Source organism: Kribbella sp. NPDC043289 (assembly GCF_056436705.1).
On sequence record NZ_JBWKCB010000011.1, the window covers coordinates 194,817 to 211,767 of the forward strand.

The window sequence follows — 16,951 nt, forward strand, 5'->3', positions numbered from 1 at the left end:
TACCTGCTGTCAAGCACCGGTCGCGACGAGACCCGCGTAGATGTCGAGCAGATTCTTCGCGACGGCGTCTTCGTCCATCCATCTGGCGGACAACTCCCGGCCACGTGTCCGCATAGCGTTCGCCGTGTCGGGTTCGGCCAGCACGGCGCGTACGCCGTCCGCCAGCCCGTCCGCGTCCCCGGGGAACGCCAGTACGGCGCTGTCGCCGACCAGCTCGGGTACGCCGCCGACCGCGGTCGCCACCACCGGTACGCCGACCTGCATCGCCTCCTGGATGACCAGGGCACGCGCCTCCCAGTGCGACGTGAGCAGAAACACGTCGGACGCGCCCAGCAGGTCGGCCACGTCGTTGCGGTGCCCCAACAGCCGTACGGGCAGTTGCTCGGCGTCGATCCGCGCCTGCAGGTTGTCGCGCAGCGGCCCGTCGCCGACGACCAGGAACACGGCGTCCGGCGTGGACTCGTGGACGCGCGCAGCGACAGACAGGAGGGTCGGATAGTCCTTCTGCGGAGCCAGCCGGCCCACAGTGAGCACCACGCGCTGATCGCCGAGCCCGAGCTCCCGCCGTACGGCGGAGCGCGGGAGGCGGCTCCTGGGCATCGCAGGGGCCGCTACGGGCGCCAACTGGGCGTTACGCGCTCCTAGGCTCTGCGCGAGCTCCACGAGGTCGCTGGAGGCTCCCAGCGTCAGGTTGGCGCCTCTGGCAACCAGCCGCTGCCCCATCCGCATCACCAGGCCACGTGGGCCCGGTGCGATCACAGCGTTGTGCCAGGTGACCACCAGCGGCCGCAGCCGCGACCTGTCCCGTAGCGCGGTCATACCGGCGCGGTAGCCGTGCGCGTGGATCACGTCGCAGCCGCGCAGCCCGGCCGCCTGGCTGACGACCGTCGCCGGCCCGAAGTCGAAGTGCTCGGCCGTCCCGGGCGGCGCGCAGACCACCACGTCGTGCCCCGCACTGACGAACCGCGGCACCAGCGAGGCGACATGCTGCCCGATCCCGCCCCGCGACTCCGAGAGCAGCAGCCCGATCCTCATTGCGCCTCCTCTGCAGAACCCCGTCGTAGTAGAGCACGGGTATCGGTGCGGTCGAGGGCCATTGCCACGCCGGCGTACACGATCACGACGGCCAGGCCGGAGAGGACGGCGAAAACGACGGCCTTGCCCACGCCGCCGCTGCCGGCCGGTAATGCGACCACCCAGCCCGCTGCGCCGGCCAATACGGCACCAGCCAGTGCCGCAAGGGTCGCACGACCAGCCCCCTCCAGTACACCGGGTCCGGCCTCCCGACGCAGTACGGCGAGCAGCGCCACCGCACCGACGACCATGCCGACCGACATCGCGGCCGCCAGCGCCGGTACGGCGTCCCACTTGAGCGTCAGCACCACTCCGGCGACTGCGACGAGTACCCAGGCTGCAGAGGTCACCAGAGCCACCTCACGACCACAGTGCCGCGCGTAGAGCACCCGACCGACATGCATGAGTACGGCGAACCCGATAGCCGCCGGCGCGAACGCGATGAGCCCGTTGGCGAGTGAAGTCGCCTGAGCTTGCTGCACCGCGCCGTTGTCGTACGCGAAGATCCTGGCGACCGGGACCGCCGTACCGATGAGCAGTGCGGCACCCGCACCGCCGGCGAGCAGCACCGCCCGCGTGGAGGCGGCCGCGTAGCGATCGAAGCCCTCCCCCGAGTCGAAGGCCGCTGCGAGACGCGGGAAGACGGCTGTGGTGATCGGCACCGCCAGCACCGCGTACGGCAGCAGATAGACGGCGTTGGCCCACGTGTACACGGCGATGCTGCCCGCAACACCCCGGTGGTTCGCCAGGTACGTCGTGACGACGAACGTGAGCTGCTGCGCGATCAGTACGGCGAGGCCGGCGAACGCGAGTCTCCGAAGTACCGGACCGACACCCGGGTCCAACCGCAGGGTCGGTTTGATCGGCAGGCGGAGGACGAGCATCGGGCCGAGCACCGTAAGGGCGAGCGCGAGCACACCGGCCGTCGTGCCCCAGGCGAGCAGGTCGGTCGCGCCGCGGGAGGCCGAGTCGGCGTTCGGGGCGGCCGCTGCGAACACGAAGTACGTGGCGACGACCACCAAACTCGAGATCAGCGGGGCCAAGGCACCGGCCGCGAACCGCTTGTGGGACTGCAGAACCGCGGTCGCGATCACCGCGACGGCGTACCCGAAGATCTGCGGGACGAAGATCGCCAGCATCCGGGTCGCGGTCGCCGTCGTACTGGCGCAGTCGGCGCCGGGATCGAGCATCGCGTCGGTGTAGCGACCGGCGAGGATCCAGGCCAGTACGGCGACCGGCGCGAGCAGCACGAACGACCAGGACAGCAACGCACCGATGATCCGGCCCTGCGCGGCCCGGTCGCCACGCGCCACCGGACCGGCCAGCACCGGGATGACCGCACCGGCCAGCGCGCCACCGGCGACGACCTCGAACAGGATGTTGGGCAGCTGATTGGCCGTCGTGTACGCCTCGGCCAGGCACCCGGCCCCGACCGTCTTGGAGAACACCAGCCAACGACCGAACCCGACCACCCGAGCCAGAACAGTGACCGCCGCAACGATCAGCGCAGCCCGGGCGACGCGACCGCCCGTACTCACCTGGGTCGTCGGCCCCACTGGTCGATCTTGTCGAGGACCGGGGTGTCGGCGATGACCTTGGTGAAGCTGACCTTCTCGCTGGCGAGGTTCAGGCCGACGACGGCGGCCAGGACGAGGGTCTTGAGCGGGCGCGGGAGGGCTGCGGCGAACGCCGTACCGGTGATCGCGCCGAGGCCGTTGGCACCGCAGTCGCCGAGCATCGAGCGTTCGCCGAGGTCGGACGGCGCGGATGCCGCGGCGGCACCGACGACGGCGCCGGCCGGGCCGTTCACTGCGGCCAGCGGGGCGTTCAGCGCGACGACCGCCTTGAGAGCGCGTCCGGGGCGCAGGTCGAGCAGGTTGGTGAGGTTCGCCGTACCGGCGATCAACGCGCCGTCGGCAACGACTCCGGCGACCGCCTTGACGCCACGCGACTTGCGCGGCAGCAGCGCCGCGGCCGCGAGACCGGCGGCGCCGACCCCGAGGATCTTCACCGCGCCGCTGGTCACCTCGCCGCGCTTCAACGCGCTCAGGTGACCACGGAAACCCTTGGCCTGCGTGGTCCCGCGCAGATCGTCGTAGGCACCGACCGCCCCCGAGACGGCGCCGGCCACCAGCGCGGCCGTCTTCACCTTCCCGTTGCCGCGGGACGCCGCGACGCCGGCGAGCGCGCCGAGCACCGCGACCGGGCCCTCGAGCAGCGTGACCGGTTCACCGCGGTGGTTGGTGCGCTCGAACGGCTCCCGGTTCTCCTTCGGCAGCTGTTCGGCCGCGCGCTCCAGTCCTGCGGTAGCGGCCGCGGCGATGGCGGCGCTGAGTATTCCCACGTCAGTTGTCCTTATTTTGTACGGCCGACGGCGCGACGCCGTTCTTCGCGTTGATCGCGCCGTACTGCCCCGCCTTGCCGGTCGCCTGCTCGGCCAGCGAGAAGACCACCGTCATCTGGCCGGCGGGAATGTCGGCCACGTCCACCGAAGAAACGATCTTGGTGGCGTCGGAGTCACTCCGCAAGGCCTTGAGCAGTCCGCCGTCGGCCGCGGTGTCCGGCGTGCCGGCAACGACGACCCCGCCGCTGCCGATGTCCAGACCCTTGATGAAGTCGACCGCGTCGGTGTACGTCGAGTTGTCCGGCGCCGGTGTCGGCGGCTTCGCAGCGATCACCACGATCAGACTGGCCCGGTCCTTGACCTGCGACGGTTTCAGCGACAGCAGCTTCGCGCCGGTCAGCCCGCTGATCACCTTGGCCGAGTCCGCGTCGGCGGTCTTGCCCTCTTCCTTGGCCGCGACCCCACGGGCCAGCAGCAGACCAACCCGCTGGTAAGTCGTGCTGTCCTTCGGGAAGTTCATGTCCGCGGTCACCAGCTGGTTGACCAGCGACTCGACCAGCTGGCGCTGACCGGTGTCGAACAGCTTCGCGTCCAGCGCGACCTTGGTGGTCACGACGCCGCCGGCCTTCTCCAGCTCGCCCTGCACACCGTCGCTCAGGTCGCTGTCGGCGTTCGGCATCGTGACGATCGCGATCTTCTTGTTCGCCAGCTTGCCGTCGGTCAGCCCGGCGGTCACCTTGGCGACGTAGTCGTCGCGGTACTTGTCCAGGGCCTTCACCTGCACCAGCTCGGCGCGCGCGTCGGCCAGCTGCTGGCGGTCCTTGTCGGCCTGGGCCTGGACGATATCGCTGCCGGTGCCCTTCAGCGGGCCCGCGCCGAGCACCACACCGGCGCCCAGAGCGAAGAAGATCGCCACGATCGAGACGATGTGGTAGCGAAAGTCGATCACGTGAACAGCTCCCGGATCCAGTAGACGAAGTCGCTCCAGCGCGCCCGCAGGATCGACCAGAGCACGTCGTCGGCGCCGATCGCGACCAACGCCATGCCGAGTGCGAACAGGCCGGCCACGGCGAGGGCGATCACCTGGAGGGTCGACACCCGGCTGCGGTACAACCGGCCGACGCCCTTGGCGTCCACCAGCTTGGCACCGACACGCAAGCGGGTGATGAAGGTGCTGGCCATCCCGGAGCGTCCCTTGTCGAGGAACTCCACCAGCGAGTTGTGGGTACCGACCGCGACGATCAGTGACGCGCCCTTGGAGTCGGCCAGCAGCATCGCGACGTCCTCGCTGGTGCCGGTGGCCGGGAACTCGATCGAGTCCACGCCGAGCCGTTCCAGCCGTTCCGACCCGGGCGCGCGGCCGTCGCGGTACGCGTGCACGACCACTTCGGCGCCGCTCTTCAGCGTGTCGTCCTTCACCGAGTCCATGTCGCCGACGATCAGGTCCGGTACGTAGCCGTTCTCGACCAGCGCGTCCGCGCCGCCGTCGACCCCGATCAGCACCGGCCGGTACTCCCGGATGTACGACTTCAGCGCGACCAGGTCGTCGCGGTAGTCGTACCCGCGGACGACGATCAGGACGTGCTTGCCCTCCATCGGCGTGTGGATCTCGGGTACGCCGACACCGTCGAGCAGCAGGTCCTTCTCGCGGCGCAGGTACTCCAGGGTGTTGGCGGTGAACGCCTCGAGCTGGGTCGACAGCCCGGACCGGGCGTCGTCCATCAGCTCCGCGACGGTCTTGCTGTCCTGCGCGACACCCTTCGCGACCGCCTCGTGACCGCGGTACAGCGTGCCTTCGTCGAGCCGGACCCGCTCCCCCTCGTGCAGCTGCGAGAACACCTCGCGGCCGACCCCGTCGACCAGCGGGATGCCGGCCTCGACCAGGATCTCCGGACCGAGGTTCGGGTACCGGCCGCTGATCGAGTCGGCGACGTTCACCACCCCGGCGACCTTGCAGTCGACCAGCGCCTCGGCGCTCACCCGGTCCAGGTCGACATGATCGATCACCGCGATCTCACCCGGCTTCAGCCGTTTGGTGAGATTCTTGGTACGGCGATCCAGCCGGACCACTCCGGTGATGCCGGGCAGTTCAGTAGGACGTGCTCTCCGCAGGCTGGGCAATTTCATCGCGCTCTCATCCTGCCATGTCAAGAGCCCCTTCCCGGTTCATTTACCCGGGCACGCGCCTGTTCACGCACTGAATTAACAGTGACTGTCCGTCAAATCATCCTTTTGAACGACCTGCGACCCGGCTCCCTACTACTGTCGTCGCCACTGCCAGCGACGAACGGACCAGCCCATGACGGAGACGCCGAACGGTCCCCTCGACCCGGAAATGGCCCGAGCCAAGGCCGCCCTCACTGGAGTCGCCGATCCCAGGGGTGCGACGTACTCGCCGGGTGGCGGATCGTCACGGCCCCGGAACGAGCCGACGGCCCGCGCCCAGGCGTGGGCACGGACCGTTCTGGACATGACCCCGGCCGACATCGCCGAACGCACGCGAGGCATGGGCCCGGTCCCGGGCATCCCGGAGCGCCGTTCGAGCCTGCTCGCCGAGGTCAACGGGGCACGGCAGGCGTACAACGAGTTGCGCGCCGCGGCCGACCAGCGCGGCGTCGGCGGTTCGGTAAACAACACGGACCGCGACGTCCCAACTCCTGGCATCCCGGACAACGGTCCGACTGGTTCTGCGGGCGACGGTCCGGGTAGTTCCGCCGCCGGCTCGGAGCGGCCCGTTACCGGGAGCAGGATCGAGACGCACAAGCCCGGCGGGATCCAGGGCCGCTGAGCGTCAGCGCTTCTTGCGCTTCGGTTTGGTGTGCCGTTCGGCGGCCAGTGCGAGTAGTTCTTCGGCGTGGGCCTGGGCGGCGTCGGAGTTCTCCAGGCCGGCCATCATCCGGGACAGTTCCTTCAGGCGGGCGTCGTCGTCGAGGGCGACCAGACCACTCGTGGTGACCGAGCCGTCGTCGCTCTTCAGCACCACGGCGTGACGGTCCGCGAACGCGGCCACCTGCGGCAGGTGGGTGACCACAATCACCTGCGCCTTCTGCGCCAACCGGGCCAGCCGCTTACCGACCTCGACCGCGGCCCGGCCGCCGATACCGGCGTCGATCTCGTCGAACACCAGCGTCGGCACCGGATGCGTATCCGACAGGATCACCTCGAGTGCGAGCATCACCCGCGACAACTCACCACCGGACGCGGCCTTCTGCAGCGGGCGGGCCGGGCTGCCCGGGTTCGCCGCGAAGCAGAACTCGACCTCGTCGATCCCGAACGGACCGGCCGTGGTCTCGTGCACCTCGACCGTCAGCTTCGCGTGCGGCATCGCCAGCCCGGTCAGCTCTTCGGACACCGCGACGCCGAGCCGTTCCGCGGCCTCGATCCGCGCCTCCCGGATCTGCTGTCCGAGCTCCCCGAGCTTCGCGTCCAACTCGGTCAGCTCACCGGTCAGGGCCTCGACCCGTTCGTCGCTGCCGTCGAGCTCGGCGAGCCGGGTCGCGGACCGTTTCGTCCACTCCAGTACCTCGTCCACGGTGCCCTGCTCGTCGCCGTACTTACGGACCAGACCGTGCAGCAGCGCCCGCCGCTCACTCACCACGGCCAGCCGCGCCGGATCGGTGTCGACATCCGCGGCGTACGACGAGAGCTCCTGCGCCAGATCGGCCGCCAGGTACCCGAGCTCGCCCGCGCGATCGGCCAGCTCGGCCAGCTTGGCGTCGTGCTCGCGCTCAGCGTCCAGGACCTGTTTCGCCAACGCCAGCAGGCCGAGTACGTCGTTCGGCCGGGTCGAGTCGAGGTCCTCGGACGCCAACGCGTCAGCCGCGCTCGTCGCCGCGGTCCGCAGACCGTCGGCGTACGCGAGCCGTTCCTCCTCGGCGGCGAGCTCGACATCCTCGCCGGACAAGGGCTCCGCCTTCGCGACCTCGTCCAGACCGAACCGCAGCAGATCCGCCTCGGCCAGGCGATCACGTTCCCGTGTGGTCAGTTCGGTGAGCTCGGCCTCGACCTCACGGTGCCGCTTGTACGCCGCGGCGTACTCCTGCAGCGGAACGAGAACCGCCTTGCCGGCAAAGGTATCCAGGGTTTCGCGTTGCCGCGCCGGCTGCAGCAGCCGCCACTGGTCGGCCTGCCCGTGGATCGCGACGAGATCGCCGGACACCTCCCCCAGCACCGACACCGGCACCGACGCGCCACCGAGGAACGCCCGCGACCGGCCCTCGGAGGACAGCTCGCGCGCGATCAGCAACTCGTCGTCGTCCAGCTCGCCGCCACGGTCCTCGGCCTGCTGCACGATCGCCCGCGGTACGGCGCTGGCGCGTCCCTCGACCCGCGCGCGCCGCGTCCCGTGCCGCACCAGCCCGCTGTCGGCCCGGCCGCCGAGCAACATGTTCACCCCGGTCACGACCATCGTCTTACCGGCCCCGGTCTCACCCGTGACGGCGGTGAACCCCGGGTCGAGGTCCAGCGTCGCGTCCTCGATCACGCCCAACCCGGTGATGCGGATCTCCGAGAGCATGCCTAGGTCTCCTGTAATCCGTTGCCGTTGCCGTTGGTGTTGCCGTTGGTGTTGCCGTTGCGTTTGCGCTCGGCGGCCCCGCGCCAGCCGAGCACCGGAAGGTCGAACTTGGCCACCAGCCGGTCCGTGAACGGGGCCTCGTGCGCCCGCGCCAGCCGGACCGGGGTCGCGCCCCGCCGGACCGTGATCTCGGCGCCGGGCGGCACCTCGACCATCCGCCGGCCGTCGCACCACAGCACGCCCCGCCCGTGCCAGGACGGCACCAGCTCGATCGACAGCCGCGACGTCGGCGCCACCACGATCGGCCGCGAGAACAACGCGTGGGCGCTCAGCGGCACCAGCAGGATCGCCTCGACCTCCGGCCAGACGATCGGTCCGCCGGCCGAGAACGCGTACGCCGTACTGCCGGTCGGGGTCGCGACCACGACACCGTCGCAGCCCCAGCGGGACAGCGGCCGGTCGTCGACCTCGACCAGGACCTCGAGCATCTTCTCCCGGGCGGCCTTCTCGACGCTGGCCTCGTTCAGCGCCCAGGTCTCGAAGATCAGGTCGTCGTCGAGCCGCACGTCAACGGCCAGCGTCATCCGCTCCTCGACCGTGTACGTGCGGTTCACCACGACCTGGACGATCCGCTCCAGGTCGTCGACCTCGGCCTCGGCCAGGAACCCGACGTGGCCCAGGTTCACCCCGAGCACCGGCGTACCGTGCGGGCGGGCCAGCTCGGCGCCGCGCAGGATCGAGCCGTCGCCGCCGAGCACCATGATCAGCTCGACGTCGTTGGCCGCCTTCTCCGGGTCGTCGACGACCTCCACCGGGTCGAGCGCGAGCGCCTCCGCCTCGACACCGAGCAGCCGGACCTGCATCCCGGCATCGGTCAGCAGCCGGTGCGCGTCGCGGGCGACCTCGACGGCCTGCTCACGGCCGGTGTGCGTCACCAGCAGCACGCGCCGCGGCTCGTGCTCAACCACCCTGCCTCCCGGTCACTGCGGTCCGCTCTCGATCGCCGTTTGGAGCATCGTCTCATCGAGCACCGGTGCAACACGTCGTATCCACAGGAAGTACTCGACATTTCCTGACGGACCAGGCAACGGGCTGGCCGCGACGCCTTCGATTCCCCAGCCCAGCTCGCGCGCCTTGGCCGCCACGCCCCGGACCGCGTCCGCGCGCAGCTCCGGGTCGCGCACCACGCCACCCTTGCCGAGCCGTTCCTTGCCGACCTCGAACTGCGGCTTCACCATCAGCACCAGATCGCCGTCCGGCTTCACCACGCCGATCAGCGCGGGCAGGACGAGCGTGAGCGAGATGAAGCTCATATCGCTGACCACGAGGTCGACCGGATCACCACCGATGTCCTCGAGCGTCAGCGTCCGGACGTTCGTCCGGTCCATCACCGTGACCCGCTCGTCGGTCTGCAACGCCCACACCAACTGGCCGTACCCGACATCGACGGCGATCACGTGCGCCGCGTCGTTGCGCAGCAGGACGTCGGTGAAGCCGCCCGTCGACGCACCCGCGTCGAGCACTCTGCGGCCCGCGACCTCGATCCGGTCGAACACCTCGAGCGCGCCGAGCAGCTTGTACGCCCCGCGGCTCGCATAGCCGGGATCCTCGTGCTCGGACGTGTCGACGACAATCGGCGCGTCGGCGCCGACCCCGGTCGCGGGTTTGCCGGCCACCGTCCCGGAGACCTTCACCTTGCCGGCGGCGATCAGTTCGCTGGCGTGCTCACGGGATCGCGCGAGACCACGCCGTACCAGCTCGGCGTCGAGCCGCGACCGCTTGACTCCCTTGGCCACTCAGCCCCGGTCGCCTTGGTCGGCGTCGGCCTCGACCAGCGCGCTCTGCAGGGTCTCGTGCAGGTCGGCGTACACCTCGGCGTGCTCGCTCACCGGCCGGTCCCGCAACTCGTCGAGCCGACTCATCGTCTGCTCCACCAACGGATGCCCACCTTCACCGGACTCCTCGTCCTCAGCGGAGCCAGGCTCTTCGTACGTCGGGTCCTCGGCGGCGCCGGATTCTTCGTACGTCGGGTCCTCGGCGGCGCCGGATTCTTCGTACGTCGGGTCCTCGGCGGAGCCGGCCTCGAAGGAGTGCTCGTACTCCTCGCCCGGCGCCCGCGCGAACTCCGGACCGAACTCGACGGCCGCGGGATCGACGTGCTCGGCCGCGTCCTGCGCACCGGGCTCGGTGTCGTAGTCCGGGTGGGTGTGGATCTGCTCCGACTCCTCCGGGTCGAATCCGGGCTCGACGTCCGGGTCGACGCCCGGTGGGAACTGCTCGCCAGGATGTTCGGTCACGTCAGGCCTTCTTCGCAGTCTTCTTGGCCGGCGCCTTCCTGGCCGCCTTCTTGACCGGTGACTTCTTGGCCACCTTCTTCGTGGTGGCCTTCCGCGCCGTCTTCTTCGCCGGCGCCTTCACCGCCGGGGCCTCGACGACCTCGTCCGCCGCTGATGCTGCCGCCACCGGCGCCGCGAGGTGCGCGTCGGCCAGCTCGGTCTCCAGCGTCCGCACCCGTCGGGTCAGCGCCGCGACCTCCTCGGACCGGGCGAACCCGAGCCGCGCGACCGCGCCCTCGACCTCGTTCGCCACGATCGCCTGCAGCAGCTGACGGTTGCTCTTGCTGGTGGCAACGATCTCGTCGGCCAGGTCGCTGACCTTGGTCGTCAGCTGGTCCGCACCCGTCTGCTGCAGCAGCGCTTTCGCAGCTGCCTGGGCCTTCTGCTTGGTGACCTCGGTCAGGCCGTTCGCCAGTTGTACGTAGCCGCGCAATGCGTCCATCACCATGACTGCCCTCCAGGGGTTCGTTCCAGCAACGGTATCGCCTCGGTGCGGAGATACCAGCCAGCAGAGTGGCTCAGTTGTCCAGGCCGATGCGGTGCAGGGCCGCGTCGAGGGTGATCGAGTCCGCCGTCGGCGCGGGCTTCGGGCGCGGCCGGCGTCCGCGCCCGGCGGTCTTCGCGGGCTTGACCGGCTCGGCGGGCGCGTCGACGGCGGCCCACACCGCGGACAGGATCGCGCGCAGACCGTCGTACGGGCGGCCCTCGCCCTTGATCGTGACGGCGTTGTCGACCACCTCCGCCGTCCAGCCCTCGCAGGTGTGCTTGCCGCCCGACACCGTGACACCGGGCTGCTTCTCGGCGAGCGCGCCGAGCCCGTCGCCGATGTACGTCGGGCGCTGGTTCTTCGGCGCCCGCGCCAGGTCGTACGCGTCGTGCACGCCGGTCGCGACCCACAGGCTCGCGATCCCGACCGCGTGCGCGCCCTGGATGTCGGAATCCAGGCGGTCCCCGATCATCAACGGGCGCTTGGCTTCCAGCCGTTCGATGCTGGTCTCCAGCAACGGCGGCTCGGGCTTGCCGGCTACCACCGGGTCGACGTCGACGGCGGCCCGGACGGCCTGCACCAGCGTGCCGTTCCCCGGCGCCTTGCCGGCGGCGGTCGGGATCGTCACGTCCATGTTGGTCGCGAACCACTTCGCGCCCTCGTTGATCGCGTGCGCGCCGTCGGCGAGCATCACCCAGTTCACCTCCGGGTGGAAGCCCTGGGCGACCGCGACCGGGTGCGCGTCGCTGGTCCGGACCGGCGTCAGGCCGTATTCCTCGAGCGCGGCGGTGAGGCCCTCACCGCCGACCACGAGCACTGGGGAGCCCTTCGGGAACTCGCTCGCGATCAGCTTCGCCGCCGCCTGCGCGGACGTCACCACGTCCTCCGCGATCACGTCCAGCCCGAACGACGCGAGGTGCTCGGCAACGATCCGCGCCGGCCGGCTCGCGTTGTTCGTGATGAACCCGATCCGCATGCCTTCGCTGGCGGCCTTGCGGAGGTTCTCGGGCGCGTTCGGGACCGGATCCGGGCCGACGTACACGACGCCGTCGAGGTCCAGCAGCGCCACGTCGTACCGGCTCGCGAGCGGTTCGTCACACGCCGAGAGCGGTTCGGGCGCCGTACGTTCCGTGCTCATGCATCACCCCGTACGATGCCGCGCATGCCGGATCCCAGGGAGAGCGCGCTGCGCCTCGACCCACTGCGTGCCTGGCGGTTCGTGACGGGCAAGGTGAGCGCGCTCGGCGCCGTCACGTCACCGCCGTACGACGTGCTGGAACCCGCCATCGTCCGGCGGCTGACTGACTCTGATCTGCACAACATGGTGAGGCTCATCCTTCCACGCGATCCGGAGCTCGGTCCGGCCCGGTACGACGAACCCGCGCAGCGGCTGGCCGGGTGGCAGCGGGACGGTGTCGTGGTGCAGGACGAGCGCCCCGCACTGTACGTCTACGAGCAGCGGTTGGGGGACGCCGTACTGTGCGGACTGGTCGGCTCGCTCCGTCTCGATCCGGGGCGGCACGTGGTGCTGCCGCACGAGAACGTGATGCCGCACTGGGTCGACGACCGGCTGCGGCTGATGGAGGCGACGGACGCCGATCTGGAGCCGATCCTGCTGGCGTACGCCGACGGTGGTGTGGCCAGTGACGCGGTCGACGCGGCGCGGTCCGGTGAGCCGTGGCTGGAGGCCGAGACCTACAACGGGGCCGAGCACCGCATCTGGCGGATCGAGGACCCGGAACAGCTCGCAGAGATCGAGGCCGAGCTCTCCAGGCACGAGGCGGTCATCGCGGACGGGCACCACCGCTACGCGGCGTACCTGGAGCGTCAGTTGCGGTCGCCGTATCGCGCGAGCGCTGACGTCGGTCTGGCGATGCTGGTCGACTACGTGCGGCATCCGTTGACGCTGGACCCGATCCACCGCGTCGTACCGGGATTGGACCTGCAGACCGTGCAGACGCATACGCCGGTGGGTTGGCAGATGCAGCCTGGTCGCGTGGACGGCGATCCGAATCGCATCTCGCTCACAGACGGTTCCAGCTGGCTCACGCTGCACTCCGCGTCGGACGCTCCGGCCGTCGTACTGCTCCACGAGGTACTACTACCCGCCTGGGGTGTCGTTCAGGACGATCTGAGCTTCCATCACACGCTGGCGGACGCACTGGCACTGGCAGGCCCTACAAAGGTCGCTGTGGAGCTCACAGCACCGCAGATGGACCAGGTACTGCGCTCAGCGGCGCAAGGCGTCGTGCTGCCGCAGAAGGCCACGTCGTTCGGCCCGAAGCCACGAGTGGGGCTGCTGTTCCGGACCCTGTGAGTCGGACCCTGTGAGTCAGGGCCGGTGGTACAGGCTGAGGAACTGCTCGCGGAGTGGCTTCCGAGCCGCACGGTGGCGCTCTGTGAGCCGTCCGAGGGTGAAGGAGAGCTCAGGGTCGTCCTGAGCCGCCGCGTCCGCCGCCATGGCAGTCAGGGCGTCCGCCGCGGCGCAGTGGTCCTGGTGCTGCCCCAGAAGCTCCTGGTACGTCGCTGCGTGGGCTGCGGTCGCTTTGGCCTCGTCACCGAGGACGGAGGCGCTGGTGTCGGCGGCGTACCGGACTCGCTTCGCCAGCAGGCGGACCTCGTGCCAGTCGTCGTCGGGGGTCCAGGGCTCGAGTTTGTCGGCTTCCTGGGTGAACTTCGCGGTCGCGGACTGCAGGAGTTGCGGCAGGACCTCACTGCAGGGCTTGTCGGCTTTGGGTTTGAGGCCGGGGGCCGTGGCCACCGAGTCGAGGGTGGTGAGGAGGTCCTTGGTGGACTCTCCCAGGACGACCTCGGCCGAGCGTGCGGATGCGCGGCCGAGGCCGAGGGTCAGGCTGGTGAGAATCGTGTCGACGTGCTCCGGGTTGTCCTCGCTGCTGCCGTTCTCGCGGACGAGGTCGGCGATCACTTCCAGATCACGCGCCTCGCCACACGCCTGCGCCAGCGCTGCCAGGTCGGCCCGGAGTTCGGTCGCCCAGTCACCGTCCAGGAGTTTGCGGAACAGCTTCAGGTCGCTCCGCAGCCGCCGGCACGACACGCGCACCTGGTGGATGGCGTCGTCCTCGTCGTTCTCCACCATCTGGATGGACCGCTCGAGCCGAGCGGTCCCCTTGGCGAGCGCGTTCCCGATCAGCACGCCGACCGGCGTCTCCGCATCCAACCGCCCGCCACCCACGGCCACTCCCCCAGCCCTCAGTCCTTCACACCATCCCGCTCGCCACCAGCAACCTCATCAGCCTTAGCGTCAGCCTCATCGGCGTCGGCCTCATCAGCCTCCGCGTCGGCCTCATCAGCCTCCGCGTCGGCCTCATCAGCCTCCGCGTCGGCCTCATCAGCCTCCGCGTCGGCCTCATCAGCCTCCGCGTCGGCTTCGTCGGCCTCCGCGTCGGCTTCATCAGCTTCAGCGTCGACCTCGTCAGCCTCAGCCTCGGCTTCATCGGCCTTGGCTTCAGCCTCATCGGCGTCAGCGTCAGCCTCATCAGCCTTGGCGTCGACCTCGTCAGCCTCAGCGTCAGCTTCGTCGGCTTCGGTGTCGGCCGAGTCCGCGATCTCTTCGGCGTACTCGTCCTCGAAGTACTCATCATCGAGCACGGCGTCGTCCTCGTCGAGGTCCGTGAACTCCAGACCCTCGAGCTGAGCAGCCCGCTCGGCAGCACCGGTGACCCCGTCACCGTCGACGCCGGCCGCCCGGTGGAACCACACGAGTGCCTCGTCGGTCCGCCCACCCTCAGCCAGCGCATCGGCGTACGCGAACCGCAGCCGCGGCAACCACTCGGCCCGCGTCCGCTTCGTCAGCTCCGGCACGTCGAGCATCTGGATCGCCGCCGCGGTCTGCCGCATGTCGCGCCGCGCCCCGGCCGCCACGATCAGCAGCTCGACCTGCGTCGCCTCGGACAGATCGCTGACGTGCTTGTCCTTCGTCAACGCCAGCGCCTTGTCAGGCCGCCCGAGCGCGCGCTCGCAGTCAGCCATCATCGCGATGACCTCGTGGTTCCCCGTCATCCGCCGTACGGCCCGGAACTCGGTCAACGCTTCGTCGTAATGCTCAGCCAGGTACGCCGTGATCGCCACGGCCTCGCGAACGCCACCAAGCCGCGCTGCCAACCGCCGCGCGGTCCGCGCATGCTGGTACGCCAACTCCGGGTCGTCGTCCAGGAACCGTCCCGACGCGACCAGGTGCTGTGCCACCAGGTCGGCCAGCGTCCGAGGCAGCGACCGAAGCTCGGCCTTCACCCCACGGTCGAGCTCAGCGCCGGTGATCCCCTCAGGAATCTTCGGGTCATCGCGCCGCGGCCCGACCTTCTCTTCGCGATCGTCCCGCCGGAACCCACCACGCCGGTCATCTCGGCGGTCGTCACGCCCAGCGGATCCCCGCCGATCGTCCCGACCGCCGGTCCGCCCGCGCGAATCCGACCGCTCGTCCCGCCGAAAAGCCCCACGCTCACCGCGCCCAGGCCCACCACCGCGAGCACCGCCACGACTCTCGCCACGCTCATCCCGCCGGAACCCACCACGCCGGTCGTCCCCGCCACGCTCGTCCCGCCCGTAGCCACCACCGCCGGTCCCGCGCTCCTCGCGCCGGTACCCACCGCGATCGTCGCCGCCACGGTCGTCGCGCCGGTATCCACCATGGCTGTCACCCGCACGGTCATCACGCCGATACCCGCCACCGCCCTGGCCGGAACGCTCCTCACGCCCAGACCCGCCGCGATCGTCACGCCCGTAGCTACCGCCGCTCGCCCCGCGGTCATCGCGCCGGTATCCACCGCGATCGTCACCCCGGTCGTCACGCCGGTATCCACCACGGCTGTCACCGGCGCGGTCATCCCGCCGATACCCGCCGCCCTGGCCCGAGCGCTCCTCGCGGCCATACCCACCGCGGTCGTCCCGCCGGTTGCCACCACTGGCCCCACGGTCATCGCGGCGGTACCCACCGCGATCGTCACCTCGGTCGTCACGCCGGTATCCACCGCGGTCGTCGCGCCCAGCGCGGTCGTCCCGCCGAGAACCGGCTACTCCACGTCCCGCACCAGGACGCCCCGACCCGCGGTCATCACGCCGATAGCCACCGGACCGGTCATCGCGCCCCGACATCTGGCCACCGAACGGATCCCGCTCAGCCTTGTCGTCTCCTCGAGAACCGGCAAACCCCCGCCTGTTCTCGGACGAATCCCCATCCCGGTACGACGATCCGCCGGACCGACCGCCCGCGAATCCACCCCGTCGAGCCGGCGCTCCACCAGACCGACCAGCCGACCCACCACGCGGCGCACCCGAACCACCACGCCCGCCACCGGAACCACCACTCCCAGCAGACGAAGAACCGCGCCCGCCGGCAGAGCCACCACGGGGCGCACCCGAACCGCCACGGCCGGCGCCGGAACCACTACGGCCCGCGCCAGAACCCGACCAACCACCCCCGGAACTACCAGAGCCGGAGTTCGACCAGCCGCCTCCGGAACCACCGGAACCCGAGCCCGAACGCCCGCCTCCGGAGCCGCCACGGCCAGCTCCCGAGCCACCACGGCCGGAGCTCGAGCCCGAACGGCCGGAGTTGGAGTCTGGGCGGCCTCCACCGGAACGGCCGGCGCCACCGGAGGAACCGCGTCGGTCCCCAGAGCCGGAGCGAGGATTGCGAGGTGGCGTCGCCACGATGACTCCTAACGATGCTGAAGAGCAGTAATCGGACAAACGTTACCGCGCCCGCAGCGGAGGTGACGCCCTGGCCGGGAGCACTCCCCTGGTAGGAGGAGGTTCCGGGTACAAGCTGTTGCTGCCGGATCGTTCCGGTCTATCCAAATCTTGTGGGCACATATGTTAAGGGCCACCCCGACTGGGGTGGCCCTTAACAGTGTGAATGTCCGGCGGCGTCCTACTCTCCCACGACCTCCCGGTCGCAGTACCATCGGCGCTGAAGGGCTTAACTTCCAGGTTCGGAATGGAGACTGGGTGTTTCCCCGACGCTATGGCCACCGAAACTCTATGAGAACACTATCAACCTACTCGAGCCACTTACTGGCTGGGGTTGACCGTATCCTGGGAACCGTACAGTGAACGCGAACATCGTTACATAGCGCATTAAGGCTTGAAGTCTTAAGTGTGTGACAAGCCCTCGGCCTATTAGTACCAGTCAGCTCCACACCTTACGGCGCTTCCACTTCTGGCCTATCAACCCA

The 16,951-nt window shown here is 69.9% G+C and carries 17 protein-coding genes and 1 rRNA gene; 2 read left to right on the forward strand and 16 right to left on the reverse strand.

All coding sequences use genetic code 11. The annotated features are described in order from the left end of the window. Window positions 1-9: 9 nt before the first annotated feature. Genes AC0662_RS39430 through steA form a run of 5 tightly spaced genes read right to left on the reverse strand, consistent with a single transcriptional unit; the run spans window position 10 to window position 5,545 of the window. Window positions 10-1,035, reverse strand: coding sequence for a glycosyltransferase family 4 protein (locus AC0662_RS39430; RefSeq protein WP_452201175.1), 1,026 nt, complete (start codon window positions 1,033-1,035; stop codon window positions 10-12). Beyond that, window positions 1,032-2,630 carry a murein biosynthesis integral membrane protein MurJ gene (gene murJ, locus AC0662_RS39435; RefSeq protein ID WP_478307088.1) on the reverse strand — a complete coding sequence of 533 codons (1,599 nt, stop codon included), beginning with the start codon at window positions 2,628-2,630 and terminating at the stop codon, window positions 1,032-1,034. Before murJ ends, AC0662_RS39430 begins: the two co-directional genes overlap by 4 nt. Continuing rightward, on the reverse strand, window positions 2,609-3,418 hold the full coding sequence (locus AC0662_RS39440) for a hypothetical protein (RefSeq protein WP_452201178.1): 810 nt from the start codon (window positions 3,416-3,418) through the stop codon (window positions 2,609-2,611). The genes murJ and AC0662_RS39440 overlap by 22 nt, the downstream gene beginning before the upstream one ends. Window position 3,419: 1 nt before the next feature. Further along, complete coding sequence (locus AC0662_RS39445) at window positions 3,420-4,367, reverse strand: copper transporter (protein WP_452201180.1); 948 nt, start codon at window positions 4,365-4,367, stop codon at window positions 3,420-3,422. After that, on the reverse strand, window positions 4,364-5,545 hold the full coding sequence (gene steA, locus AC0662_RS39450; protein ID WP_452201182.1) for a putative cytokinetic ring protein SteA: 1,182 nt from the start codon (window positions 5,543-5,545) through the stop codon (window positions 4,364-4,366). The genes AC0662_RS39445 and steA overlap by 4 nt, the downstream gene beginning before the upstream one ends. 172 nt (window positions 5,546-5,717) lie before the next feature. Between steA and AC0662_RS39455 the strand changes: the two genes are divergently transcribed. Next, complete coding sequence (locus AC0662_RS39455; protein ID WP_478307090.1) at window positions 5,718-6,206, forward strand: hypothetical protein; 489 nt, start codon at window positions 5,718-5,720, stop codon at window positions 6,204-6,206. 3 nt (window positions 6,207-6,209) lie between these two features. On the opposite strand, the gene recN is transcribed toward AC0662_RS39455, so the two are convergent. The 6 genes from recN to AC0662_RS39485 form a co-directional block, all read right to left on the reverse strand. Beyond that, complete coding sequence (gene recN, locus AC0662_RS39460) at window positions 6,210-7,934, reverse strand: DNA repair protein RecN (protein ID WP_478307092.1); 1,725 nt, start codon at window positions 7,932-7,934, stop codon at window positions 6,210-6,212. A gap of 2 nt (window positions 7,935-7,936) precedes the next feature. Then, window positions 7,937-8,902: an NAD kinase gene (locus AC0662_RS39465; protein ID WP_452201188.1), complete on the reverse strand. Its 966-nt coding sequence runs from the start codon at window positions 8,900-8,902 to the stop codon at window positions 7,937-7,939. Window positions 8,903-8,914: 12 nt separating this feature from the next. Next, complete coding sequence (locus AC0662_RS39470; RefSeq protein ID WP_478307094.1) at window positions 8,915-9,730, reverse strand: TlyA family RNA methyltransferase; 816 nt, start codon at window positions 9,728-9,730, stop codon at window positions 8,915-8,917. Beyond that, window positions 9,731-10,231, reverse strand: a complete 501-nt coding sequence (locus AC0662_RS39475; protein ID WP_478307096.1) for a hypothetical protein — start codon at window positions 10,229-10,231, stop codon at window positions 9,731-9,733. Between the two features lies 1 nt (window position 10,232). After that, window positions 10,233-10,718 (reverse strand): phasin family protein, encoded by a 486-nt coding sequence (locus AC0662_RS39480; RefSeq protein WP_452201194.1) that lies wholly within the window; start codon window positions 10,716-10,718, stop codon window positions 10,233-10,235. A gap of 70 nt (window positions 10,719-10,788) precedes the next feature. Then, window positions 10,789-11,895, reverse strand: a complete 1,107-nt coding sequence (locus tag AC0662_RS39485) for an HAD-IIA family hydrolase (RefSeq protein ID WP_452201196.1) — start codon at window positions 11,893-11,895, stop codon at window positions 10,789-10,791. A gap of 24 nt (window positions 11,896-11,919) precedes the next feature. Between AC0662_RS39485 and AC0662_RS39490 the strand changes: the two genes are divergently transcribed. Further along, a complete protein-coding gene (locus AC0662_RS39490; RefSeq protein ID WP_452201198.1) occupies window positions 11,920-13,074 on the forward strand; it encodes a DUF1015 family protein in 1,155 nt (384 codons plus the stop codon). A gap of 15 nt (window positions 13,075-13,089) precedes the next feature. Here AC0662_RS39490 and AC0662_RS39495 read toward each other — a convergent pair whose 3' ends face one another. The 5 genes from AC0662_RS39495 to rrf all read right to left on the reverse strand — a co-directional run bounded on the left by AC0662_RS39495 (window position 13,090) and on the right by rrf (window position 16,752). Beyond that, window positions 13,090-13,950: a CHAD domain-containing protein gene (locus tag AC0662_RS39495; RefSeq protein WP_478307098.1), complete on the reverse strand. Its 861-nt coding sequence runs from the start codon at window positions 13,948-13,950 to the stop codon at window positions 13,090-13,092. 17 nt (window positions 13,951-13,967) lie between these two features. Beyond that, window positions 13,968-15,008: a hypothetical protein gene (locus AC0662_RS39500; RefSeq protein WP_478307100.1), complete on the reverse strand. Its 1,041-nt coding sequence runs from the start codon at window positions 15,006-15,008 to the stop codon at window positions 13,968-13,970. Continuing rightward, complete coding sequence (locus tag AC0662_RS39505; protein ID WP_478307102.1) at window positions 15,005-15,733, reverse strand: hypothetical protein; 729 nt, start codon at window positions 15,731-15,733, stop codon at window positions 15,005-15,007. The genes AC0662_RS39500 and AC0662_RS39505 overlap by 4 nt, the downstream gene beginning before the upstream one ends. A 54-nt stretch (window positions 15,734-15,787) precedes the next feature. Further along, entirely contained in the window at window positions 15,788-16,123 is a 336-nt protein-coding gene (locus AC0662_RS39510; protein ID WP_478307104.1) for a hypothetical protein, read from the reverse strand. Between the two features lie 511 nt (window positions 16,124-16,634). Next, window positions 16,635-16,752: ribosomal RNA gene (gene rrf, locus AC0662_RS39515) — 5S ribosomal RNA — on the reverse strand. Between the last annotated feature and the right edge of the window lie 199 nt (window positions 16,753-16,951).